The sequence below is a fragment of the Streptomyces sp. SID3343 genome, from assembly GCF_009865215.1.
Taxonomy (GTDB): Bacteria; Actinomycetota; Actinomycetes; order Streptomycetales; family Streptomycetaceae; genus Embleya.
Genome location: NZ_WWJX01000643.1, coordinates 1 through 25,349, shown reverse-complemented (window position 1 = coordinate 25,349; position 25,349 = coordinate 1). Strand labels below are relative to the sequence as shown.

General features: G+C 70.6%; 14 protein-coding genes. 3 read left to right on the top strand and 11 right to left on the bottom strand.

Annotated features, from left to right (window positions below; translation table 11 throughout):
• From GT354_RS19765 to GT354_RS19725, 9 genes are all read right to left on the bottom strand, one after another.
• A partial coding sequence (locus GT354_RS19765) for a transposase (RefSeq protein ID WP_161357624.1) occupies positions 1-833 on the bottom strand: 833 nt, incomplete at its 3' end.
• 781 nt (positions 834-1,614) lie between these two features.
• Positions 1,615-3,372, bottom strand: coding sequence for a hypothetical protein (locus GT354_RS19760; protein ID WP_161357623.1), 1,758 nt, complete (start codon positions 3,370-3,372; stop codon positions 1,615-1,617).
• 85 nt (positions 3,373-3,457) lie between these two features.
• Positions 3,458-5,161: a hypothetical protein gene (locus GT354_RS19755; protein ID WP_161357622.1), complete on the bottom strand. Its 1,704-nt coding sequence runs from the start codon at positions 5,159-5,161 to the stop codon at positions 3,458-3,460.
• Entirely contained in the window at positions 5,161-5,790 is a 630-nt protein-coding gene (locus tag GT354_RS19750) for a hypothetical protein (protein WP_161357621.1), read from the bottom strand. Before GT354_RS19750 ends, GT354_RS19755 begins: the two co-directional genes overlap by 1 nt.
• Positions 5,732-8,464 carry a hypothetical protein gene (locus GT354_RS19745; RefSeq protein WP_161357620.1) on the bottom strand — a complete coding sequence of 911 codons (2,733 nt, stop codon included), beginning with the start codon at positions 8,462-8,464 and terminating at the stop codon, positions 5,732-5,734. The genes GT354_RS19750 and GT354_RS19745 overlap by 59 nt, the downstream gene beginning before the upstream one ends.
• Positions 8,353-9,519, bottom strand: coding sequence for a hypothetical protein (locus tag GT354_RS52655; protein WP_202512066.1), 1,167 nt, complete (start codon positions 9,517-9,519; stop codon positions 8,353-8,355). The genes GT354_RS19745 and GT354_RS52655 overlap by 112 nt, the downstream gene beginning before the upstream one ends.
• 3 nt (positions 9,520-9,522) lie before the next feature.
• Positions 9,523-11,676 carry a hypothetical protein gene (locus GT354_RS19735; protein ID WP_161357619.1) on the bottom strand — a complete coding sequence of 718 codons (2,154 nt, stop codon included), beginning with the start codon at positions 11,674-11,676 and terminating at the stop codon, positions 9,523-9,525.
• Positions 11,676-13,901 (bottom strand): DUF6603 domain-containing protein, encoded by a 2,226-nt coding sequence (locus GT354_RS19730; protein ID WP_161357618.1) that lies wholly within the window; start codon positions 13,899-13,901, stop codon positions 11,676-11,678. The genes GT354_RS19735 and GT354_RS19730 overlap by 1 nt, the downstream gene beginning before the upstream one ends.
• A gap of 779 nt (positions 13,902-14,680) precedes the next feature.
• Positions 14,681-15,850 (bottom strand): IS110 family transposase, encoded by a 1,170-nt coding sequence (locus tag GT354_RS19725; protein WP_161357617.1) that lies wholly within the window; start codon positions 15,848-15,850, stop codon positions 14,681-14,683.
• 897 nt (positions 15,851-16,747) lie between these two features.
• Between GT354_RS19725 and GT354_RS19720 the strand changes: the two genes are divergently transcribed.
• Both GT354_RS19720 and GT354_RS19715 read left to right on the top strand, forming a co-directional pair.
• The gene (locus GT354_RS19720; RefSeq protein ID WP_237535248.1) at positions 16,748-17,383 is read left to right on the top strand and encodes a DUF433 domain-containing protein; all 636 of its coding nucleotides are present in this window, start codon (positions 16,748-16,750) and stop codon (positions 17,381-17,383) included.
• Positions 17,383-17,814: a DUF5615 family PIN-like protein gene (locus GT354_RS19715; RefSeq protein ID WP_161357616.1), complete on the top strand. Its 432-nt coding sequence runs from the start codon at positions 17,383-17,385 to the stop codon at positions 17,812-17,814. Before GT354_RS19720 ends, GT354_RS19715 begins: the two co-directional genes overlap by 1 nt.
• Positions 17,815-18,672: 858 nt before the next feature.
• On the opposite strand, the gene GT354_RS19710 is transcribed toward GT354_RS19715, so the two are convergent.
• Together GT354_RS19710 and GT354_RS19705 are read right to left on the bottom strand one after the other, a co-directional pair.
• Positions 18,673-20,376 (bottom strand): FtsX-like permease family protein, encoded by a 1,704-nt coding sequence (locus tag GT354_RS19710; RefSeq protein WP_346012092.1) that lies wholly within the window; start codon positions 20,374-20,376, stop codon positions 18,673-18,675.
• Between the two features lie 840 nt (positions 20,377-21,216).
• Positions 21,217-22,044, bottom strand: coding sequence for an ABC transporter ATP-binding protein (locus GT354_RS19705; protein ID WP_161357614.1), 828 nt, complete (start codon positions 22,042-22,044; stop codon positions 21,217-21,219).
• A gap of 2,735 nt (positions 22,045-24,779) precedes the next feature.
• Here GT354_RS19705 and GT354_RS19700 point away from each other — a divergent pair.
• Positions 24,780-25,130, top strand: coding sequence for a MerR family transcriptional regulator (locus GT354_RS19700; RefSeq protein ID WP_161357613.1), 351 nt, complete (start codon positions 24,780-24,782; stop codon positions 25,128-25,130).
• The last annotated feature ends 219 nt before the right edge of the window (positions 25,131-25,349 follow it).

Here is a 25,349-nt window from a genome sequence, read left to right as displayed (position 1 = left end):
AGGATGTCGCCGATGCCGGGCATGCTGGTGATCAGGGCCGCGTCGCGATGGTCGTGGAAGCGGGGCCGGGTGCGTCGGTCGATCTCGTCGATCCTGCGGTGGAGCGCGAGCGCTTCGCGCGCCAGTTCGGTCACGCACGCGGCGGCGAGGGCCTCGCCCGTGACGTGGAGCGTTTGCAGTCGGGCCGCGGAGACCGCGCGCTCGGCGAGCGCGCGGGGGCTTTGCACTCCTCGGCGGCGAAGCCAGGTCGCGAGACGGGCCGTTCCGACCCGGCGGAGGGCGCGGGGTGTCTGGTATCCGGTGAGGAGGGTGAGGACGCCGCGCCTGCGGACGTCCAGGGCGCGTTCGAGGACGGGCGCGATGGTCGTCAGGTGGCCGCGGATGCGGTTGAAGGCGCGGGTGCGGTCGCAGACGAGGTCGGTGCGTTGTGCGGTCAGCAGTTGCAGGTCCACCGCGACCGGTTCCAGTGCGGGGCGGGGGCGGAGGTTACCGCGTACGCGGGCCTCTTGGGCGAGGATCGTGGCGTCTCGGGCGTCGGTCTTGCCGGCGCCGGGATAGACGGCGGCGATCCGGTGCAGGGACCGACCGGGAATGAAGAGGAACTCGGCTTCGTGCTCGCGCAGTAGCGCACAGAACAGGGCAGCAGGCCCTTCGACGAGGTCGATCGCCCAAGTCGTCGCGTCTCCCAGGTCGGCGACGTCGGTGATCAGTTCGGTGAGGTCGGCCTCGTCGTTGGCGACCCGGCGCGACAGCAACCGGTCGCCCCGGTCGTCCACGGTGACGCAGTGGTGGTGTTGTTTCCCGATGTCCACGCCTGCCCAGACCCGGCCCACCGTGTGCCTCCTTCCGTCGGCGGCGGGAGGTGGGCCCTTCGCGGCGGCGTGATCGCGCATCACGCGGAAGCGATCGACGCATGTCCCAATCAGCGATGAGCCGCCGGAGCGAGTCGGTGCCGGGCGGTCCTATCGCTCGAAGCCATGGTCGGCACATGCGTGACGGCCATACTCGGAACCGGGCCCGAATTGACGCTACGACGACGGCGGAACAGCCAGGTACGATCCGTACGATTAGTCACCTGAACGAGTGATGGCCCAGGTGTCGCGAGCCTGCAAGTATGAACCTTGAGGACGCCTCGGGTTGCGCCAACGGTGTGCGCCGGGGGCGGTTTTGCGTGATGTCCCAATGCGGCTCGAAGGGTTTCTGTTGCTGCGCAACGCCCGTTGAGGCTGGCCCCCGTGGGCCGGCTGATCACGCTGTCCTCGGCGTCCTTGGTCGCGTAGTTCCACGGCTCGCTGGAGACCCGTGCTCCTCCCCGGAGAGGGCAAAGTTGCTGTGAACGTGCACATGTCGCACGTCAGATCGCCCATCCCCGGCGATTACTACCAGCCTGGGCCTTGAGTCTCGGGGAGAAGCCGATAAGCCCTTGCGCCGAGTGCAGGACCGCGCCTGCGGCCACAGTGGCGCTCTTGGGGTCTGCGGCTGCCGTGGCCGCGACCAGCCGGGACACGGCAAGCGCGAGGCGTGGACGGGGCCGGCCGGATCGCTGCCGTCATGCCTGCTGTCCGGACTGCGGTACGGCGGGGACCGCACGGGGTTGCCGCCGGCCCACCGCCGTCAGTTGTGGACGAAGGCGCCGCCGCGGCCGATCGCGATCAGGCGGTTGCCGTACCAGGTCAGGGCGGGGGTCTCCGTGGTGCGGTACTCGTCGATGGGGGCGGCCGGTGACCATACCGCGGCGGGGGCCTGCGCGTCTGGGTCGTACGAGGTGGTGTGCAGGACGCCTTCGGAGTCCGGGAAGAGTGCCGTCAGCCCCGGTCCGGCGGCCACCGCCCGGAAGTCGTTCGAGGCGCGTACCCCCACTCGGGCGGCGGCGGAGAAGTGCAGCCCGTCTCGGGGGCGCGAGATCGTGTACACCTCGCCGACCAGGGCACGGAAGAAGCACCGCAACTTCTCTTCCTGGAGCACGAGTTCGGGGGAACCGACCGGGCTGGGGTGAACGAGATCGTGGACGTTGCGCCACTGCTGCTCGTCGTCACGGGTGTGGACGCTGAGGCAGGGGAAACCGTCCTTCTTGCTCCGCAGCGCCGCGTGGAGGGCGGTGCCGTCCCAGCAGAGCGACACCGCCCCGGCCTCGGGGGCCGGCATCGGCGAGGGCGCCCCCCAGGAGGTCCCGTCGGTACTGGTGCAGGTCAGCTGCTCGCCGTTCGGTGCGCGATACGCGCAGAACAGCGAGCTGCCGGTGGAGACCAGCGCGACCCGGTCGGGTCCGGCCGCGCCCGGGGAGCCGGGCAGGGTCCGCCAGGTGCTGCCGTCGTACGTGGCCCAGACCAGCTCTTCGCTGTCGTACGGGCGGAACAGCAGATGAAGGGCGTCGTCGTGGACGGCGACCCCCGGTGGCGAACCGGCCGGCCCGAACGGCAGCCGGGCCGGCCGGCCCCAGCGGCCCAGCATCGGGTGGTAGATCCGCATCGACAGTTCGGGCCGGTACTCCATCGAACTCGCGGAGAACTGCGGAACGCTGTGCTGAGGGGCCGCGATCCGGTCGGTGACGACCCGCCGGGTCACGGTCAGGGACGGCGTACTGACGTCCGCGACGTCGACCGTCACCCAGGCCGAGCGGACCGCCTCCAGTTCTCCGGAGGACGACGAGGAGGTGCCGCGCAGTTGGAAGAGGGTGTCGCGGGTGATGTTGTGGGCGACGTAGCTGTCGCGGTCGGTCACCGAGATGTCCGCCTTGTTGTACAGGAGTCGGAAATCGCCGCCTGACGCCTGCCAGGTGAGGGTGACGCTGTCGCCGTAGGCGATCCGGCCGGGCGAGGCGTACAGCTCACCGAGGCTGAAGGTCGGCGGGAACTTCGTCACCGGGAGCTCGACCGTCTCCGTGCTCCAGGAGGACGTGCCGGATTCGCCGGGGACCCGCCAATGTACGGCCACCGTCAACAGGGAGCGGCCGACCGTGCGGTTGACCGGAATCGAGCCCACCGACAGGGCGAGCCCGTCCTCCTTGCCGATCTCCACCGAACCACCGGGCGGACCGAAGGTCACCTGGCCCGAGGCGGCGACAGCGACGCTCCAGCCGGCCGGATCGGTGGCCGCGGTCATGCCGGCCGTCTCGGCGGCCAGCGCGCCGGCGCCGCTGCCGACGGGCACCGAGACGGTGATCTCGCCGCATTCGATCGCGGTGGAGGCACGGCGGGTGAGGACGATCGTGAGGTCCGCCGTGTGGTACGCGCCGGATGCCGGGGACACCGCCACCGGGAAGGGCTCGGTGGTGAGCGCGTACCGCAGTTCGACGCCCACCTCGGACGCGGCGCCCGGCGGGACGGCCGAGGCGGGTACGCCGCCGGGCATCCCGGTGTCGATGGTGGTCACGGCCGGTCTCCTCGTCGGTGGACAGATGGGTGGGCAGATGGGTGAACTGCCCTTCGGTGGACCGCGATACGGCGGCGGGGCCGGTTCACAGCAGGCACAGCCGGCCCTTCACCATCAGCAACGCGGGATCGTGGGCGAATCCCCGACCCGGAACCGGCGACGGATCGGTCCAGGACGTGCCGTCGTAACTCATCAGGTAGCCGATCCGGCCGGAGCTCCGGTAGGCGCAGTACAGCAGGCCGCCGACTTTCAGGAGGGAGGGCGGGCCGTCGTCCGAGGAGGTCCCGGGCAGCACCGGGCCCGCGACCCAGTCGGGAGAGCCCGCGCGCTGGTAGAGAACCTGATGACCGTTGCCGGCCTTGTGCACGCAGACCAGTTCGTCGCCGAGACGGCGCATCGCCGGCGGACCGAAGGCCGCGGTCCCCGACACCTGCCGCGGCACCGACCATGACTCGCCACCCACGCGTACCGTGTACTTCAGCCGGGCCGGGCTCTCGGTGCCCACGAACGCGAGGTACAGGCCCTGGCTGCCGGTGGCCAGCGCGGGGCGCTTCGAGGTGACCGCGCCCGGCACCGGAACGGGCTCGCTCCACTTCCCCCCGGGCAGACTCCGTTCACGCAGCATCACCTGAGTGCCGTCGGCGCCGCCTCGGTGGGCGCAGAACAGCTTCAGCGGGACCTGCTCGAAGACCGGGTCGGCCCCGTCGCCGATGGGCTCTTCGACGGGGGACCAGCCGTAGCCGTCGTAGTACGACCACACCAGGCCGGAGGATCCGAGCGGGCGGTAGACCAGCTCCGTGGCGGTCCCCAGGAGGAAGGACATGGCAGCCGGGGCGCCGGTGGGCAGCGTGTTGCGGTTCCAGAAGCTCTCCTCCCACCCCTGCCCGTCGAGGCCGGCGACGGTGGCCGCGACGGTGGGCAGCGGCTGCGCGGACGTGATCGGGGTGTCCGGGGAGGACGCCGGGCTGACCTGCCCGGTCTGCAGGGTCCCTCTGACCACGACCTGTCCAACCGTGAGTTCGGGATCGGGCACGTGCACCATCAGGCTGAGGGTCCGCTCGACACTGCCCGCGCCCTCCTGGGCGACCGCGCGCAGTTGGAAGGACGTCGTCTGGGCCATGGCCGGCACGGTGACGGAGGAGTGCCCGGTGACGGGGTGTACGGAGCCGTCGTAGAGCAGCGACAGATGGGTGGCGGCGCTCGCGTCCCAGCGCAGGGTGACCGGGTAGCCGTGCGGGACGCTCAGTGGCTCGGCGGTGAAGGACCGCAGGTGGAATCCGAGGGGGAACTTGCCGATCTCCAGTCGGGTGGCCTGCTCCTGCCAGCCGGTCGTGCCCAACGGCCGCCAGGAGGCGCCGATGTCCACCCGGCTGAGTCCGATGCGCTGGTTGACGGGCATGCCCATCACCTGGAAGGTCACCCCGGTGTCGGCGTCGATCTCGGTCTGCGCGGGGGTTCCGGGCTCGGGGGCGAAGGTCACCGTACCGGCCGCCGGGTCCGCCGAACCCGTCCAGCCCGCCAGGCTGATGCGGGCGGTGACCCCGTCGAGGTCCTGACACAGGTCTGCCTCGCCCGCCCCGATCCGTACCCCGACCGTGAACGACCGGCACTCCACGGGCGTTTCGGCGGCGAGGGAGGCCACCACGACGAGGTCGCCGCGGGCGGGGTCACCGCCGGCCGGGGAGGTCCGCAGCGGGTCCGGGTTGGTGGACAGCTCGAAGGCGAGCGGTTCGGCCGCGTCCCTGGTACGGCCTGCGGGCGCGGCCACCATCTGGCGTACGAGCGACATCACGCCTCCCCGGAGCCCGATGCGAAAACGGTCACCGCAGGGGGGCCAGCCTCCGCGTCGGAATCGCCGGCCCGGCGCCCGACCGGCTCCTCGTCCGGGTCCCAGTCCGGGTCCGGCGCCGGTGGCGCCACGATCCTGATCCGGTCCAGGGTGAGCGTTTCCAGGCGGTCGGTGCGCAGCACACTCGTCACCAGGTTGTTCACCTCGAGGTCCGGATCGGGGACGCCGACGACCGTGCCGAGGGTCTGCTCGGCGGTCCCGTGCGCGGCGCGGAGATAGAACACGGTGGTCCGGCGCATGTCCCGCACGGTGAACTCGCTGCGCCCGGTCACGTCGTACTGCTGGTCCTCGTACAGCAGCCGCAGCGTCGCGCCGGAGGACGCCTGCCAGCGCAGCTCGACGTCCTCACCGTTGCCCACCTGGGGAGGGGAGGCGGCGAAGTCCTTGACGTAGAAGCCGGGCGGGAACTTGGCCACCTCGAAGACGGTCCGGCCGATGGTCGATCCGTCGTAGCCGTACGCGGTGACGGTCACCTGGGAGGAGCCGGTCACCTGGTTGACGGGGATCCGGTCAAGGGTCATGGCCAGGCTCGCGCCGGGCGGCACCGGCTCGCTGCCGGTGGACGGCATGAAGGAGAAGGTGGACTGCTGCACGCCGGTGTAGATCCAGCCGGTGCGGTCGACGGACGCCTCCACGCCGCCGAGCGAGGAGGCGAAGTGCGGAGCGTCGGCTCCGGCGAGGACCTTGACCGTGATCTCGCCGAGGGTGACCTCGCCCTCGCCGACCACCGACCCGACGACGGTGACCGTCGCGTATTCGGCGTCGCCCGTACCGGGCGAGATCCGTACCGGCTCGGGGGTGGTCCGCAGCTGGAAGGTCATCCGGTCCTCGGCGGCGCGCGGCTCCCCGGCCGGCGTGTACGCGGTCATGCCGATGCCCCCGAGGCGCCCGCCGCGTCGTCCAGCACCACGAATCCGGTACGGATCCGGGGCCGGACGCCCTGCGGCCACACCGCCGGATCGGGCGCCGACATCGGCGAGCGCGGCCAGTCGTCGCCGTCGCGCTCGGCCCACGACCAGGTGCCGACGGCCGACGCCGGGTGGGGGCCAACAGGGTGTCGGTGCCGGACGTATCCGGCTCGACCGGGGCGAGCAGCGGCCCGGCGCGGAAGGCCACCGACATCTCGGCCAGGGCCCGGTCGGTGAACTCCTGCGGTACGAACACCGAGCCCACCGGCAGGATGTCGGTCGTCGCGTGCACCGGGGCCCTGGAGTCCAGCAGCAGCGTCACCGCCGCCCGGGGGCCGTCGAACGACAGTTTCAGCCGTTCACCGGTGCCGATCGACCTGAGGTAGCCGTCCGCGCCGGTCTCCAGGGTGGTCTCGATGTGGTCGTAGTCGTCTTCGTACACGTATCCGAGCAAGCCGTCGTCGATCTGCCCCTGCTCGCCGAGCCGCACCGGGAACCGGTATCCGCCCAGCTCCGGCGTGGGCTGCTCGAAGATGGTCCGCCAGTGCACGTCCTTGCGGACCGGACCGAGCAGTTCCAGGGCCAGTTCGGCCCGTACGAGGGCGATGGGACGGCCGAAGAAGTAGGCGAGCGAGGCGTCGTCGGGGCCGTCGGGGTCGATCGCGGTGAGTGCGTCGCTCAGGTACCCGCGCAGCGCGTCGAAGCCCTCCTTCCCCTGCCGGTGCACTCCCTTGAGGAAATCGTGGGCGTGCGGGGAGACCGCGGCGAGGTCATCGAATTCGAGGACCGGCGATCCCGGCAGCGGGTTCCAGTCGACCTTCGGCTGCCCGTTCGCGTCGACGACCACGCGGATGTCGCCGAGGGCGGCGCCCTCGGGCCCGTAGCAGGCGATCGCCTTGTCGAGCCGGTTGTCGATCAGCCAGGCGCACACCGGGTTGGCCCCGGCGGTGACGTCCACTTCCTGGCCGGTCCTGCCGTCCACGAAATGGAAGGCGAGCCGGCCGGGTTGCAGCAGGCGCGGTGACAGTTGCGCGAACCGGTCCTGTTCGATCTCGCCGGCCTCCTCGTCCGGTACGAAGGTCGTCGGCCTGGCGTAGTCGAAGTGCAGGGGGTTGTCGATGAGGCCGACCGCCCGCCCGAACCGGTCGACGACGGTGACCCGGGTGAACTCCAGGTGCCCGGAGCGTAGTTCCTGGAAGTCGCTGTCCTCCCAGTCCCCGCCCTCCCAGTCCTCCTGGGGGAAGTTGCCGGGGCGCGGGGCGCCCTGGTCGCCGTCGGCGATCAGCTCGCCGAGCTTGCCGTCGGGCCGCAGACCCGAGCCGGTGATCCGCTGGCCGATCTGCGCGGAGAGGCCGTCCAGGCGCTGGGACAGCTCGTCGGTCTCGCTCAGCTGGGAACGCAGGGCGCGGACCATGCTCTGGTCCAGGTCCGTACGGCCGTTGGCGTACGCGGCCAGCCGGCCCTCCAGTTGGTGGCCGCTGGTGGGGGTGAGGATCTGTCGGCCGGAGACGGGGATGCGGTGGGTGAGGGTTCCGTTGCCCGTCCAGTGGTAGCGGTTGCCGTCGAACACCCAGTTCCCGGTGCCGTCCGCTTCCTGGAAGGGGATCGCCACGTAGTTGGCCTGCCAGGTCAGGTACAGCGGCTGCCAGGGCTGACGCCACGGCTCGGTGCCGTACTCGGGCAGCGTGCCCTGCGCCTGGCCCAGGTCGAGGTCCTGGCCCAGGGCCCGGTCGAGGATGAAGAACTCGGCCAGCAGTTTGGGCACCAGCGCAGGCAGTCCGGCCGTGTTCACCCGGGCGACGTCCTCGGCCACCGTCAGCTCGGTGATCGACCCGACGGCTGTGACCAGGCGTTCCTCGGTGCGGCAGGGCAGCAGCGAGTCGCGGTCCAGTGGCGCGTGCAGATGGGCGCCGCGCAGCAGGAGCACCGGGTCGGTGGCCTCCTCGTACGGGTCGAGGGGGACGCGTTGCAGTACCCGGGTCGTGCGCATGCCCTGCTCGGCCGCGTACTCGCGGGCCTGGGTGTTCAGTTCGTCCTGGTCCATCGACCAGGGCAGCGCGGCGCGCAGGGCGGTGACCCGGGTGTCGGCCGTGTCGACGTCGTGGGCCGGCGACCCGTCCAGATCGGGGTCGAGCTTGGTGGTGATCTGCTCGGTGAAGAAGGCGGGCTTGTCCCGCAGCTTGTTGAGCGCCCAGAGGTGGAAGAGGTACTCCCGGGCGGCTTTCAGCCTTCTTTCCTCGGCGTCCAGTTCCCGCTGCTTGGTGTTGAGGGTGGCGATGACGCCGGCTTCGGCGGCGCGCTCGCGGGCCGCCTCGGCGGCGGAGAGGGCGGGCACGGCGTCGGGGTCGCCCCGGTCGACCACCCGCCAGGTGAAGCCGCCGGGGGCGGGGCCGAAGCCCGAGCGGTGTGCGGCACGTTCGGGGAACAGGTCTCCGTCGGTGCGGTCCAGGTCCTCCAGGCAGCCCAGCGCGAACGCCTTGAACAGCCGTGCCTCGCCGGCTCCAGTGAGCCGGTGCCGCCGTACTCCTCCTCCACCGCGGCGGACGCCTCGGCGGTGGAGTTCCCGATGCCCACGACCACCTCGACCGGGTCCGGATTGTCCGACTCGGGAATGGGGGCGTCCGCTCCGGGCTTCCAGTCGACGCCGAGCGCGCTGCCCGCGTACAGCGAACGGCCCGGGGCGCCGTAGCCGGGCGGCAGGATCCACTCCAGGTCGTCCATGATGTCGCCGAACTCGCCGTCGCCCGCCAGGATGTCGCTGTCCTCCTGGGCGTACCAGCCGATCACCCGGTAGCCGACCCGGGCGTCGGCGGTCACGTCCTCCAGCGTGTCGTGCAGGGAGAAGACGTCGCGGTTGTAGGGCTGGTAGACGGAGAACGTCAGCAGGCCGGGGCCGAGCGCGGTGAGAAACGGTTCGCGGCGGTCGTCCGGCTCGCGCCACGGCGAGGAGGCCGTGAGTTCGTGCCTGCGGCCCAGCCTGGTCGGGGTGGCGCCGGCGGCATGCGGGTCGAGGGAGGACACGGAGCCGGATTCACCGATGTGGTCGCTCTCGACCAGCCAGCTGCGGACGCCGCCGTCCCAGCTTCGGGTGACCAGCCACCGGTTCGGCACGAGCGGGAAGTCGCCGATGCCGTCGTCGGTCTCCCGGCCCCGCGCCAGCCCGGACGGCAACTGCCACATCACATAGGCGCCGAGCCGCTCCGGACGGTCCCGCCACTCCTCCAGACCGCTGAACGGCGGCGGCTCCGGCGGGGTGTTGCGAGAGCCGAAGGTGAGGAACTCGGCCGTCCAGCGGTGCATGACGTAGGTGTCGTCGGTGTCGCGTACCTGGGGATTCACCGCGAACGCGGCGACCTCGACGGGCACCACCAGGGAGTCGTTGAGGGCCATGGGTCACAGCGTCCCTTCGGTGGGCCGGATGAAGTCCTGGAGCAGGGGTGCCTTCACCAGTTGGAGCGCGAACTGGGCGGAGGAGAGCTCGTCCACTTCGTGGCACTCGGCCAGCGCCGGGGCGAGCCGGCCTTCGATGTCGAGGACGTCGTGTCCGCCAGGCCGCAGGAACTGCCCGTATCCGCCGCCGTCCGGGGGGAAGTCGCCGATCGCGTCCCCGACCGGCGCGACGATCGAGCGCAGTTCCGTGCTGTCGTCGTTCAGCCCGAAGTGCAGGCCCTGCGGCGACTCGGCGAGGGTGAACCGGTCGATCACCTCCGCGTACAGCAGGATCATCAGGTCGTCGCCCACGATCTGCTGCCGCATCGGCTCGACCACGTGGTCCTCGGCGAACGCGGTGAAGACCGTCTGGGGCCAGTGCGAGACGATCTCGGAGCGGATCAGTACCCCCGAGACGGGCTGCGGAATGTCGCGCATCTCCCGCGCCAGGTCGTTGAGGTCCGCGTCCAGCGCGTGCCCGACGCCGACACTCAGTGCCCCGTCGACCGCCGCGTGGATCCACTGGGGGTCGACGTGGAAGAACTTCAGCCCGTCGCGCGGCAGGAACCGCTCATCGGGTACGAGATGCCCGAACGGCACCGTCTCCAGTTTCGTCAGCCGGGTCAACCATTGCTGGATCCGGTCCAGTTGGGAGCGGACGGCCGCCGCCAGGACCGCGCGGGTGGAGGTGTCGGCGACGGCGGTCCGCAGCCGGCCGGCGGTCAGCGGTTCGGGCGCGGCGCGGGTCGCGCTACGCCGTGCGCCACCGGCTCTGATCGCGCCGCCCGAGCGGGAGAGCGCCTGGGCCAGTGACCCGTTCTCGCCCAGCATCCGGTCGAAGGCGCCCCGCACGATCCGGGTGCCGAGCACGGCGGTGGCATCCTGCCGGCCGAGGGATACCAGTTCCGGGAACGCCACCAGCCTGCGGGCCGCCCGCCGCGCGGACTTGCGGTAGGCCAGGAGCGCGCTGCGGAACTCGCTGTCGGCCAGGGCGAGGCCACGCCCCAGGCTGAACGCGACCGCGTACCCCGTGTCGTACAGCCCCAGTTCCTCCACGTACACCAGGCCCTCGCCCGCCGACTCCAGGCGCAGGCCCGTGCCCTGCGGCACCGGATGCGCGGGGGCGGCCGTGAACGGTCCCCGGTAGAACCCGACCGTGGCCTCCCCAGATTCCAGGTTCTGCGGCAGTACGGTGCCGCCCTGGCGCAGCAGGTCCACGGCGAGCGGCACCTCGGACGTTTCGGGCAGGGGATGGTGGCGCAGCAGCGGGTTGCTGTCGTCGGCCAGCCGTTGGGCGAGCTCGCCGAAGCCCAGTTGCCCGTCGTCGATCGAGACGAACGACCAGGAGTGCAGCGAGATCAGCCGCAGCCCCTCGTCCGGCGGCGGGGTGCGGCCGTCCAGGTAGTCCTCGAAGCCGTCGAGCGAGACCATGTGGGCGACGTGCATTCCGCCGTCGCCGGGGAAGCGGCCCGAACTCAGCACCGCCTTGAGGTCGTTCTCGTCGGGCGGCGGGTCGGTGCCGACGGTGCGGGTGGCGTCCGGCGGGCCGCCCTCGCGGATGTGCGCGAGCATGCCCAGTTCGTACGTGGTCGGGCAGAGGGCGGTGAAGAGCGGACCCGGGACCAGGACGCTGGTGACGGTCATCTCCTTCTCGTCCTCGTACAGCGGCGGGTCGAAGGTGGGAGGCCGCCCGCCGTCGCCGGCCTGCCCGGCCGCGAGCTCGGCGGCCGTGGAGACGATCACCTGACCCACGGCCTCCGGGTCCTCCGGCAGCTCTCCGGCCCGGAAGACCAGCAGGGCCAGCCAGGGAGCGCCCTCCGCAGCGCCGCGCAGCAGGTACATCCAGGGGAAGCCGGGCCGGTTGAGGGTGATGTGCGGCAGCAGTTGGCCGTACTCGCCCTGGGCGCCGGGCAGCGGGTAGCAGGCGGCGACGTCCTCCGGCAGCAGTTGCAGCCGCGGCTGCCGCACCTCGAACGCCTGGTTGAGTTGCGGCAGCAGGTCGTCGCCGACCCGGTCGTCACCGCTGAGGGTGTGTTCGACGGTGATGGTGTGCCGTCCCGCGTACAGCGGGGGCAGGCGGTGGTCGAAGAACCGGGTCCGTAGTCCGGGGTCCGCCATCAGATCTCTCCCTCGGGGGTGTGCACGGCGCCTGCCGGGACCAGCAGCGGTTCCGCGGTGAAGACGGCTGTGACCATGTCGGCGTAGCCGGGCAGTTCGGTCTCGGCCCCGCCGGTGACCAGGTCCAGGCCGTCCATCAGCGTGTGTACCTTCGCGCGGGCCGCGCGCTGCCCCGCGGCGTTCACGGTCTCCCGGATCCGTCCGACGACTCCGCCCGGCCGGGTCGGGGCCGGGACCAGCGGCCGGTCGTCGGCGCTCAGCGGCGCCGAGCCGTCCGGGTACAGGGGGTCGAACTTGAAGGTGTCCTCACCGATGTAGCCGGTCGACCCGCCGTAGTCGGGCTCGCCCGAGCTGAGGGTGACGCCGGTGAGGTACTGCACCTGGCCGTCACCGTGCTCGGGGTCGCCGCTTTTGTCCCACATCTGCGGCGGCAGTGCGGTGAACTGCGGCACGGCCTTCCATCGGGCCAGGTCGACGGTCTCGCCCTCCAGGGTGATTTCGATCCGCTGGGTGGTGCCGAGCTCCGTCACCCGCATGGGGTGGATGCCGAAGTCCCGGCCCGAGACGACCACGTCCTCGTCCTTGGTGGCGAGTTCGATGCGGGTCAGCGGTACCTGGGTGTCGGTGCCGAAGGTGAAACCGGACGCCTTGACCAGCCAGTCGCCCTGCCACGGGTCCTCGGGGCTGCCCTCGGTGACCAGGCCGTCCCCGGGCCGCAGCCGGGCCCGGGCGCCTTGTTCCGGCAGCATGGCGCGGGTGGCGGGCCAGTCCAGGGCGTTGTCGGATCCGCGCTGCGACTGGCCGAAGCCGATCGTGAAGGAGATGAACCACACCTTCACCCGGGCCTCGCCGCCGGTCGGCGGCCCCCAGATCCGCAGGGACACGCCGACTTCGAGTCGTACCGTGATCCGTACGAAGAGAACCTTGACCGAGCCTTCGACGCCGATCGACAGGGCCAGGCTCGCGTCGATGTAGAACGGGTTCCACTCGATGAGCACGTCGACCTGTGCCGTGCACCACGCCTTGATGACGCCGGCCGAGTACCGCACGGCGAGAGCGCCGCCGGCCATCGCGGCACGCGGGGTGAGCGCGAAGTAGGCGCTGCCGGAGATGGTGACGTTGCCGCCGAGCGACCAGTCGAAGCCGAGCCGGGACAGCTGCGGGTAGTGCTCGGGGGCGTGGTACGCCGTGTGGTAGCCACCGACGCTGAAGACGAAGTCCCCGGCGTTGGGGTGGTCGCCGTACCAGATCATCAGGCCCACGCCGCCGCGCAGCTTGCAGTCCTCGCTGATGATGAAGGAACTCGGGTTGATCGAGGCGGCGACGGTCAGTTCGCCGGAGTTCGGTTTGACCACCAGTTGGAGCCCGGCGTCGATACGCGCGTACTTCTTGTCGCCCTTCGTCGGGAAGGACAGCCCGGCCGTCCCCAGGAGCGCGAGGGTGAGGTCCGAGCCGGTCTGGACCAGGGCCATCGCGGTGCCGTCGATCAGTTCGGCGATGGTGAAGGCGATCCCGGCGGTCACCCACAGGTCGCCCTGCTTGGCGGTGATCCACGGCGGGGCCGAACCGGTCCCCGACGTCAGCGTGTTCAAAACGCGCACCGGGTCGGTGTCGTCCCCGCCGATCGCCGAGGGGTCCTGGAGCGCCTGCAGGAACGGGAACGTGTGGAGATCGGCCAGTCCCGGGGTGCGGAGATGGCTGTTCCAGCCGAAACCTGCCGCGATGCCGCGGAGGCGGAACGCCGGGATGCCGACACCCGGTTCGGCGCCGAGCGCGGCGAAGCCGAAGAACGAGGTGTCGGTGTCGGAGCCCTCGGGGAAGACCACCGCGCCCGTGCCCATGCCGTACAGCCCGCGCTTGCCGGGCTCACCGCCGCCGAAGGCGAAGGTCAACAGGCCGCCGACCACCGCACGGTAGGGGGACTGGGCGTCCTGCACCTGCAGCGCGCCCATGATCGTCAGAGGGGGCTTCCGGTACACGATCTCGATGCCCTGCTCGCCGTCCAGCTTCCCGCCCGGCAGCCAGGCGGTGCCGGGGCCGGGGGACCTGGGCGGGTTGAGCACCGCGAAGCCGTCCTCGGTGGGCACGGCCCGGCTGCGCGAGGACAACCCCGGGTGGGTGTGCTGGGTGTACGCCATCGGGGCGACCACGGTCTTCGGGCGGCCGAGCCCGTCGGTGGCCCCGGAGGGGTCGGGGGCCGTGGACCTCGGCGCGGTGATCGGCACCACCGTTCCGCCCGGCAGCGCCAGCCACAGGCCGGCGGGCAGCGGACCCGCGCAGGGTAGCCCAACTCCTCGACCTGATCGGCCCGAAGGTCCGTACGGGTGACCAGGACGCGTCCGCCCGGCACCGGCACCACCAGGGCCTCGCCGCCGTTCCGGTGGAGAATGCCGCCGGGCTGCGACAAACCCTCCAATGCCAGGGTGAACCCATCGGTGTCGCCCCGGTACCTCAGCCCCGTCACCGGCGGCGCGGGCAGCCGGGGCAACTCGTAGCCGTACAGCCGGCCGATGGCGCCGACGTCGATGCCGGGCAGGCCGAGAGTCAGGGCGACACCGCGCACTTCACCGTCCGGGCAGTCGAACTCGGCCCGCGCCGCGACGGGCTCCGTTTCGAGGGCAAGCCGGGCCCGCCCGGCCGCCCACAGTTCGCCCGTGTTTCCGTCCTCGCGGGCCAGTCGCATCGTGGCGTCGGGAAACAGCGGCTCGGCACCGACGGCAGATCCGAACTCCCCCAACGGAAGAGTGATCCACCCGCTGCCGTCGCCTTCGAGCACCCTGCCGAGATCGCTTTTCCGCATGGCGGCGAACCTGCCCCTCTGAGAGTGTCCGGTGGGTCCGGCGGCAGATGTCTCTTGGCTCCACACCGGCCACGCCCCCCGTTCCGCCGAACACGACGACCGAATCGCACGCGTTGCCTTATTCACTCCAACGGGTGATTCGGTCGCGCCACCCTTCCTTCCGCGGTCCGGGTCCGCTAAGCGAGGCGTGACGCGAGCGGCTCATCATCGACCCTGGTAGGGCTGGCGGTCGCGGAGGATGGCCCATAGGACGTTGACTCTTCGGCGGGCGAGGGCGATGACGGCTTGGGTGTGGGATTTGCCTTCGCCTCGTTTGCGGTCGTAGTAGGTCTGTGAGGCGGCGCAGCAGCGGACGCTGATGCGGGCGGATTGGTAGAAGACGCGTTGGAGTCCGCGGTGGTAGTTGCGGGGGCGGTGTCGGATCCCGTGGTACTTGCCGCTGTCGTGGGGGACGGGGGCGAGCCCCGCGTAAGAGGCGAGGTGGTTCGCGGTGGGGAAGCGGGCCATGTCTCCGCCGGTGGCGGCGATGAACTCGGCGCCCAGGATGTCGCCGATGCCGGGCATGCTGGTGATCAGGGCGGCGTCGTGGTGATCATGGAATAGGACCTTCATGCGGTGGTCGACATCGTCGACGCGCCGGTGGAGCACGAGCGCCTCGGCGGCCGGCTCGGCGACGCAGGCTGCTGCCAGGGTTTCGCCTGTCACACGGACCGACTGGAGCCGAGCCGCGGCGGTCGCCCGCTCGGCCAGGGCGCGCGGGCTCTGCACTCCACGGCGGTGGAGCCAGGTCGTGAGCCGGGCCGGTCCGATCCGGCGGAGGGCCGTGGGGGTCTGGTATCCGGTGAGAAGTGTCAGGACGCCGCGTCGGCGGACGTCCAGGGCGCGTTCGAGTGCGGGTGTGATGGTGGTGAGGTGTCCGCGGAGGCGGTTGAAGGTGCGGGTGCGGTCGCAGACGAGGTCGGTGCGTCGGGCGGTCAGGAGTTGCAGGTCCACCGCGATCGGGTCCAGGGGCGGTCGGGGGCGCAGGCCGTGGCGGACGCGCGCCTCCTGGGCGAGGATCGCGGCGTCGCGGGCGTCGGTCTTCCCGGCGCCGGGATAGACGGCCGCGATCCGCTGGAGGGAGCGGCCGGGAACGAAGAGGAACCCGTTGCCGTGATCGCGCAGGACCGCGCAGAACAGCGATGCGGGCCCGTCGATGAGATCGATCGCCCAGACTGTCTCTTCGCCCAGCTCGACGACCTCGGCGATCAGTTCGGTGAGTTCGGCCTCGTCGTTGGCCACGCGGCTGGACAGCAACCGGTCGCCGTGATCGCCGATCGCGACGCAGTGGTGGTGTTCCTTGCCGATGTCGACGCCCGCCCAGACTCGACCCACGGCGTGCCTCCTTCCGTCGGCGACAGGAGGTGGGCCCCTTCACGGCGGACCGATCGCGCATCACGCGAAGCGATCGACGCAGGTCCCAATCAGCGATGAGCCGCCGTACGTATCGGTGTCACGGGCGGCCCATCGCTCAAGAGCCATCGTCGGCACGTGCGTGACGGCCATACCCGGGACCGGACCCAAAACCCACGGTAGACAGGCGGACCACCCGTCGAAGGACCCGCGCGACCAATCACCCGAACGAGTGATGGTCATCCTTCGTCAGTGCCTGAGAAGGTAGAATCAGGCGCGGTTCAGGGCCAGTCCATTGCCGCCGGAAGAGAGCCTCCATGCGTGAGCCTCGCGTGCGCGGATGTTCCGGCACCCTCCACCACGGCGCGGCATCGGCGCCCTGAAATGGCGTTTCAGACCCTGTCAAAAGTGAACACACTGGCACCGCCCGGCACCCCGCGTCATGGTCCCTCTCGCGCTCGTAATGCGTAGGTCAAGGGTTCGACTCCCTTAGGCGGCTCACTATATGGACAGGCAAGACCCCGTTGACCTGGGGTTTTACCTGTCCATTGTGTTTTCTTGAAAAAGCAAAACTACATACAGTAGATGAATGGTCGCCTAGGATCATATTATGGGGACGAGTTGGGGACGCAAGAGTCCGCCCTTGTCGTGATTTACGAGATCTATTCCTGGGTGCAGAGAGACGCTTTTGTCTGATTGTCGGATGGAGCTGCTCGCTGAGCCTCACATTGCATTGCGCTCACCGGGGCCGTCCGATCGTCCGGCCGGTGATCGTGTCCGCGTCCGGTCCGGCCAGTAGGCTGTGCCCGCACGGGGGAGAAGGGTCGTTTCCTATGTCCCCGGGTATCGAGTATGCGAGCGATGGAAGGGGGCGGAGGCATGGCTTATTCGACGCGGATGGCTGCGGCCCTTTCGGGGGCGACCGCAGGCCAGATCCGGCACTGGCGCTATGACACCAGCCACGGCCCGGTCTTGGTCCCCGAACTCGCGTCGAGGCCCCGTGCGCTCTATTCCTTCCGTGACGTCCTCGCCCTGCGTGCCGTCGTGTACCTGCGTCGCGAGGTGTCCCTCCAGAAGGTCCGCACCGCGCTAGGCACCCTGCGCGGTTTCGGCGAACTCGAGCACTTGTCCTCGTACTCTCTGGCCACTGAGGGCGACACGATCGTCCTGGTCACCGAACGGGGCGGCATAGACCTGGTGAAGAAGCCCGGTCAGGTACTCCTGGCGACCATGGCCGAGATCCTGGAGCCCTTCTCCACCCGGCCCGGCGTCGTCGTCCCGCGCCTCTTCCAGCCCCGACGCCACCTCACCGTCGACCCCCGCACCCAAGGCGGCGTGCCGGTCATCGCTGGCACCCGGGTCCCGTACGACGTCGTCGCCGAACTCGTCGAGGACGGCATCACACCCGACCGCGTCGCGGACTACTACCCGGCGGTCGGCCCCGAAGCAGCCCGGGACGCCGTCGACTTCGCCTTGTACGTCGACAGCTTCGGGCAAGGGGCTCAAGCCGTCTGATGCGCATCCTCATCGACGAGAACACCGCTGTACAACTCCTGGAGATCCTGCGGCATCTCCTGCCCCAGCACGAGGTACGGCACGTCACCGAGATCAAGTGGTCCGGGAAGAAGGACGTCCCCGTCCTCCTGGATGCCGGCAAACGCGGCTTCGACGTCTTCATCACCAAGGACGCCCACCAACTCGACGACCCCGACGAGACGGACGCGATTAAACGCTCGCGCCTTCATCACGTCCGCTACGGCCAGAAAGAGAGAGGTCTCGCGGGCCTCGCCCTCGCCATCGGTGCCGTCGTCGCGGCCACACCGAGCATCATCAAAGACCTCGAACAGTGCGAGGGTCAACGCCTGATTCACATCGCCGGCCTCAACCCCAAGCATCGCTATGAGATCGCCGACCCACGCAAGGACCCACCCCGATACTGGCGATGACTCTCGCCACCCCGCTGGATCGATGGAGATGACCGGGCAGCCCGAGCCCGTTGTTGCATCGCTGCTTGGCGAACACTGTGAGATTCGTCGGAGCGGCCGGTACCGGACGCAACATGCCGTCGACCGCGATCATCGTCTGGGGAGATGTCCTCAACCTCTGTCCCCTGGGGACGCGCGTCTCCCCGGTGGGGACGCTCAGGGGACGGAAGAAGAAGGGGCGATGCCGAAGGATCGGGCAAGGCCGGGGCAATGCAGGGTACTTGACCTCGCGTTTTGTCGAAAGGCGAGGCAGGATCGGGACGGATCAGGGTGAACCCGTGGGCGCTCGTAATGCGTAGGTCAAGGGTTCGACTCCCTTAGGCGGCTCCCCAAAGGTCCAGGTCAGGAAGTCTCTGGCCTGGGCTTTTTTTGTTCTCTTCACTTCTCCGGTTGGTCGGGCCGCCGGGTCGGGGCCGCCGGAGGGCCAGGGGGCGGGAGGGGAGCGCATGAGCGTGAGGGGTGTGCGCGTGGGTGGGCGGGCAGGGCAGCCAAGGTTGAGGCTGCTTTGCGGGGAGGGAGAGACCGCTTGATGGACGCGGACCGCGCCGTGGGCCGTCCATGTGTTGGTGGTGGGGGCTTGAGTACGTGTGGCGGTGTCGCCGGTATTGCGTTGGTGTTGGCGTGGGTCGCCGGGGGCTCGGGCGGGTGAGTCCTGGGGCGCGAGCGGCTCGGGTGGTGGAGGGGTTGGGGCGCTGCCTCTTTGGTTGGGGTTCACCTGGCCGCCGTTCGGTTGTTGCGTTGCGAGGGTTGGGGGTTTCGGGTGTGACGACGGCCCGCGGCGTTGTGGGCCGCGGGCCGGTCGGGGGTGGGTGGGGGCGCCTACTCTGCGGCTGCGGGGTCGCCGGGGTTGCCGCGGAGGAGGGCTGCGGTGGGGGCGAGGGTGGCGAGCAGGGTCAGGGTCAGGGCGGTGCCGGCGATCGTGAACCAGATGGCGGGGGAGCCGGCGGGGAGTGGGGAGTCCAGGACGCTGATGTCGAGGGGGATGAGGGTCAGGGCGGCGACGGTGGTGCCGAGGGTGAGGCCGGCTACCGTGGTGGTGATCGCTTCGACCGCTGCCATGTGCAGCACCTGGCGTCGTCCGGCGCCGACCAGTCGGTAGAGCGTGAACTCTCGGCGGCGCCTGACGGTGGCCAGTATCTGGGTGTTGACCAGGGCGATGGTCGCGTAGCCGACGACCACTCCCAGGACGAGGTAGGCCATCCAGGCCTGGGTGTCGTCCTGGTCGTCGTGGGCCGCGACGAGTGTCTCGCTTCCGGTGGTGCGCAGGCCCGGGTGGTCTGCGGCGAACGTGGCGAGCGTGGCGGACAACGCGGTGTGGTCGGTGCCGGGAGTGGCGCGCACCAGGATCTGGGGGATCAGTGCGGCGTCGGTGTGGGCGGCGAGTGTGGTGGCGGGCATCAGCATGGTTTCGTAGCCGGGCCGTGCTTCCAGGGTGGCGACGAGTTTGAGACGCGCATGGCTGCCGTCTCCCAGTCGCACGTCGAGCAGGTCCCCGAGGCGGTGGCCGCCCGCGTGGCGTGCAGGCAGGGCGACGCTGTCGCCGTGCAGGTCGCGGAGATTTCCGGAGAGCGTGTGGGCGCCGGTCGTCGCGGCCGCGCCTTCGGCGGTGACGCCGATCAGGGGTAGCTCCGTGGGCCCGGACTCGCCAGGGTTCGCGTCCTTGGGGTGCTCGGGTCCGGACGGTTCGCGCAGAAGGTATCCCGTGCTCGGGATACGGGCGGACGCTGCCTCGACTCCCGTGACCGCCGCGACCTTGTCGACGAGTTCCGGGGGCAGGCCGCCCGCGTCGGAGGTGAGCACGATGTCGGCCCGGAGAGTGTCGCGGAACGCCTCCTTGGCACCGGCGGATCCGGTGGTCTGCATGTAGATCAGTCCGATGGCCAGGCCGGTGGCGAGCATCACCGGGGTGACGGCCGCGGCGGTCAGGCCCGGACGGGCCGTGATGTTGTGGTCCGCGAGACGACCGGCCAGACCCGAAGTCGCCCGCAGGGGACGACGCAACGCCCTGACGAGCGCCGCGCACAGTGGCGGTGCGAGCAGGCCGAATCCGGCGGTCCAGACCATGGCGGCCGGAGTGGCCACGCCGGCGGCGTCGGGGCCGTCGGAGCCGGCGGTCCCCCAGGCGAGTGCGCCGCCGCCGACCAGGCACAGCAGGCCGGCGACCAGTCGTACCCGGCTGAAGTGCCCGCGTCCGTCCGTGCCTTCGGCGAGCGCCTCGGCGGGTCGCACCTTCGCCGCCGCGCCGGACGCCGTGAAGGCGGCGCCCAGTGCGGTGAACAGCGCGATGGCGATACCGACGATCTGCGGCACGATGCCGGAGCGGAACGCGATGGTGTCGGGTACGACCCCGGCGTCGGCGAAGGCGTCGAGGAGTCGGGCCCCGACGCGCGGGCCCAGCCACCAGGCCGGGGTGATCGCGACGGCGGCGAGGAGCATCGTCTCGCCGACGACGAGCCGGCGCATCTGGCCCGGCGTCGCGCCGGTGGCCCGCAGGAGGGCCATGTCCGGGCGGCGCTGTCGGATCGACAGGCCCAGGGCGCGGTGACGACGAACACCGCCACCATCGTCGACAGTCCGCCGAAGGCCGCGGCCAGGGGGATGAGGTCGCCCGCGTCGGCGAGCACGCCCGGGTCTTCGGCGCGGCCGCGCTCGTCACCGGTCAGGACGACGAAGGGTCGCTCTCCTACCAGTGCGCGCAGGTCGTGGGCCACCCGCTCGCCGTCGGCTCCCGGGGCGAGGAGGACGCCGATGGCGTCGACCGTGTCGGGATGGTCGGCGACGCGTGCGGCTTCGGCGTCGGACAGCAGGGCCGTCGCCGCGTCGCCGTTCCCGGTGATCAGGCCGCTGATTCGGTACCGGGCGGTGCCGCCGTGCGCGAGCAGGTCCACGTACGTGCCGGGGGCGAGCCCGCCGTGCTTCGCCGTGCGCGCGTCGAGGACGACGTCGCCTGCGCCCGTGGGTGCGGTGCCGGCGACGAGACGGTACGGCGCCAGGTGCGCCGACGACCAGCCGCGGCCGGTCACGGATACGGCGGGCCGGTCCGCTTCGCCGGCCATCGTGGCGGGAAACGACGTGTCGGGTACGGCGGACGCGATGCCCGGCAGGGCGGCGGCCTGTTCGACCAGCGCGGCGTCCGGGCGGATGCGTTCGGGGAAGACCAGTTCCTCTTCCGTCCCGGCGTAGCGCTGGTCTCCGGTGACCACGATCGGCGCGGCCTTGAAGCGGGTGGGGGCGCCGCGGCGCGTATGCCGGTCTCCAGGAGGCCGCCGCACGCCACCATGAGCACCGCGCCGATGAACAGAACGACGAACGTCGCGAGGAATCCGCTCCGGTGGAACCGAAGCATGCGCAGGGCGAGCCGGATCACCGTCGCCCCCCAAAACCCGCGAGGGCCGCGCCCGGCGCCGAAGCCGCGTCCGGGGCCGCGTCCGCACGGTCGGAGGTCGCGTCCAGGCCGGCCATCCGTTCGCGGATCACGTCGACCCCGGGCGTGTGCAGGTCGGCCACGATCCGGCCGTCGGCCAGGAACAGGACGCGGTCGGCGTGCGCCGCCGCGGCCGGGTCGTGGGTGACCATCACCACCGTGCCGCCCCACGAGACGACGGCGTCGCGAAGCAGCGCGAGGATCTGTTCCCCGGTCCGCGTGTCCAGGGCGCCGGTGGGTTCGTCGCCGAAGACCACGGCCGGGCGGGTGATCAGGGCGCGGGCGATGGCGACGCGTTGCTGTTGGCCCCCGGAGAGTTCGTTCGGACGCGCGCGACGGCGGCCGGCCAGGCCGACCAGTTCCAGCACGTCGTCCACCATCCCCTTGCGCGGAGCCGTCCCGGCCAGCCGCAGAGGCAGCGCCACGTTCTCGGCGACACTGAGCGCCGGCAGCAGGTTGTAGGCCTGGAAGACGAAGCCGATCCGGGTGCGACGCAGCCGGGTCAACCGTCTTTCGCCGAGTGTGGACAGGTCGACGCCATCCAGGACGACGGATCCCGAACTCGGCCGGTCCAGGCCGGCCGCGCAGTGCAGGAGGGTCGTCTTGCCGGAGCCGGAAGCGCCCATGACTGCGGTGAACGTGCCCGCCCGCAAACCGACACTGACGTCGTCGAGAGCGGTGACCGTCCGCTTCGAGGTGCCGTACACCTTGCTCACGGTGTCCAGTTGCAGGATGTCGCTCGGTTGGGGATCGGATGTCGGGTGCATGGGGTGTCCTCGCTGCGCTCGGCCGCGGCGGGGGCCGCGCGAAATGGATCGGGGAGACTGACCGGACTACGTGGCGACAGGTGCCGGGGCGCCTCGTACTCGTCCCCTCGTCGTGACATCAATGCTGCTCGTGGGAGGCCCCTCAGCGGCAGCCTCGTACGGTGGAACCGGGGGTCCACCGGTTGGTGGACCCAGCGCCCGCGCCGGCCGACGCCGCGGCTGCGGGCGGGAGCACGTGGCCCGTGGCGGACCGAACCCCTTCGACCACGCGGCGCCGGTGCGGCGGGCCCGAAGCGGGCGGTCGGTTCCGGTACTTCACCGGGTGGTCGAGGTCGGTATCTCATCGGGTGGTCGACTTCGGTATGTCATCGGGCGATCGGTATCGGTACCGCACCGGGCCGTTCGGGCGGCCTGCGTGCCCCCGTACGCCCCGTGACTCGACTCGTCGGGCCGGTTCGCGCCGGCGGTGTCGAACAGGAGTGCCTCGTCGATGCCCCGACGCACTCGAACGGCGGGTGTGCCCGCATCCCGAGCAGGTGCCGGAACCACGGTTGATCGGCCTTGAGTTCGACGAGCTTGTGGGCGAAGTTCTCCTCGACGGTCGACGGTCGACGGCAGCCGCTCGGCGTTCAGTGGTTGGCGCTGGTTTCGCCATCGTGACCGGCGTCGGGCGCGGTCTCGACGTATCCGCGTCGCATCGAGTGACCGGTGATGCGAGGCTGCGCGTGAGCCCTCGCGCGCGTTGGTTCTCTCCTCCAGAGTGAGCAGCTCCACCGGCGGGCGCGCTGGGCGCGGGCGCGGATCGTGGGACGGGTGACACCGGCCGCGCCGAAGTGCCCGTGTCGATCGATGTGCCGGACGAGCGGCGCCATCTCCTGGTCCCGTTCGTTCACGATGCGCTCCTCGACCGGACATCCCGGACGTTGCCCGCGGTGAGCCGCGGAACCCACCCTGCGGTCCACCTCGGGAGCGCGCGCCCCTCGACGTGGGGAAAGATTGCCTCTGTCTCGGAAGTCGCAAAATCTATGTCGTGGGGAGTAGACATTAGTCGGTGTCGTGGCTATGGTTTCTCTCGTAACCCAGAGAGACAGCAGGCCCTGGCAGAGACGAACTGCCGGGCGAAGTACACGCAGTTCGCAGTTTGCAGGACGGTGCGGTGGTGGGGTTTCGAAGCCAGGGTTGGTGCAGGACGGCGACGGGACCGACGACCGGGAGCGGGTGGCCCGCGGTGATCAGGGGCCGACGTGAGCGGTGCCGCAGTGGCAGTAACCGCAGATGCGGTGTGCAGTACCCGGCAGCGAAGTAAATGAGCAGCACCTCGGTGAAGGCGTCGGTTGCGGACGCACGCATCGGGAGGTTCGGCAGTGGGGTTCCAAGCCAAAGGACAGATGCAGGACGGGCGACGGGGCTGGCTGCCGAAGCGGAACAGGGTGGCGCTGTCGCAGGCCACCGGCAGTGCGCAAGCAGTTGATCACGAGGGAAGAACGGAGGAGTTGGGCACCATCGGGATCGCCCGGGTGGAAGTTTTGAGCCCGGGTACCGCAGGACATCGATAGCGAGGTGGTCTCCGGTCGAGCAACCGCGATCCCCGCGCCCCCGACGGCATCAAGGTCGGGCCCGCGGAAACACAGGGCCGGCGCAGTATCACGGCCGGCAGATGGTGTAGCAGTTCCTTCGGGGCCCTGGCGCTTAGGCGCCAGGGCCCCTCCACGCGTCCCGAAGAAGAGGTGCGAGCCGCAGGCGCGCGGCCGGTCGGTGGCCTCGGTTGCCTCGACCCTGATCCCGGATCTCGACCTCCAGGAGTCTTTCCGGGCCGCAGTCGGCGACGTTCCCCCGCTGCGGGCCTGGTCCACGACCCGGTTCAGGACCTTGGTGGCAGGTGGCCCTCGAACTGTTGGAAGCGTCGAGCTGTGCTCCTCGGTTCGCCTCCTTTGATCCGAGGGAAGAGCGGATCAGGCCCCGGGACGACCCCGCCGCCACGCCCGACGGTTTCGCCCCGCTCGGGCGGGAGTACCGCCGGACGTCCGGCCGGGGCGCATGCGTTGGGGCGGGCCCGATGACCAGGCTGCATCGGAGGGCTCGTCGGGCTGTCGAAGGGAACAAGGAGCAGCATCGGTGGTGCTACGGAGCTGCGAGTGATCCTTGGCGACCGACCATGGGCCAATTCCGAATCCGACAGTGCCGGAAAATCTGTCGTGTACGAGGTAGACATCACGGGAGTCGTTGGGTATGTTTTCTCTTGTAGCCAAGCGAATCAGTGAGGCGCGACAGAGACGAACTGGCGCGCGTTGTTGAGGGTTCGACAGCAGAGTCCCGGGGCCGTGTGTTGTTCGGCGAGGGTTCCGGAGGCTGGTTGTCGGGCCGAGGAGAAACTGAGGGCGGCCCAGGGGGCCGCCGTGCAGGACGAGCATCACCCGGCAGTACCTGCAGTTCGGTTGTACCCGCAGTGGCAGTACACGTTGCACGACGAAGACAGGAGAGGAAGGAGCGAACGCCATCCGGATCGCCCGCTCGGCGCGGTGAGGTTGTACGGCCGAGTGGGATCCGTAGAGACACCGGTACGAAAGGTGGTCCACGGTCACGCAATTGCGATCCCCGCACCCCCACTCGTTGGGGCGGATGCGGAACAGGTAAGCCGACACGTCGGTGTCGGTGGATGGTGTGGATTTCTTTCGGCCCCTCGACGCGTTCCCCGAACAACCCCCGACACGGACGTGAACTCAAGAGAGGCGCCGATGGCCCCCGAACCCGGTTCGACCCCGCCCAGGGCCGACAGGCTCGACGACGACGACTACCCCGCCTACACGATGGGCCGCGCGGCCGAACTGATCGGCGCCTCCCAGGGCTTCCTCCGCGCGATCGGCGAGGCCCGCCTGATCACCCCGTTGCGTTCCGAGGGCGGCCACCGCCGCTACTCCCGCTATCAGTTGCGTATCGCCCAGCGCGCCCGCGAACTCGTCGACCAGGGCACCGCCGTCGACGCCGCCTGCCGCATCGTCATCCTCGAAGACCAACTCGAAGAAGCCCTGCGCCTGAACGCCGAACTGCGCAACACGGCCGAGGCTCGGTCCGACGACAACCCCTGACCCGCCGAGGACGCCGAGGCGCGGCACCCCGACGGGCCCGCACCACCGCGCGAATCGGCGTCGCCGCCGCCGAGACCGCCTCGGCGGCGGGCCGGTCCCGGTCGGCGCCCCGCGCTCCTGTCGACCACCTCCGAGAGCATGGCGTGGATCGTGGCGATCTGTGGTGTGCGTGGTCCGGGTTTCGCGTTCGCGGTGGTCGCGGGCGGTGCGCGGCCGCGT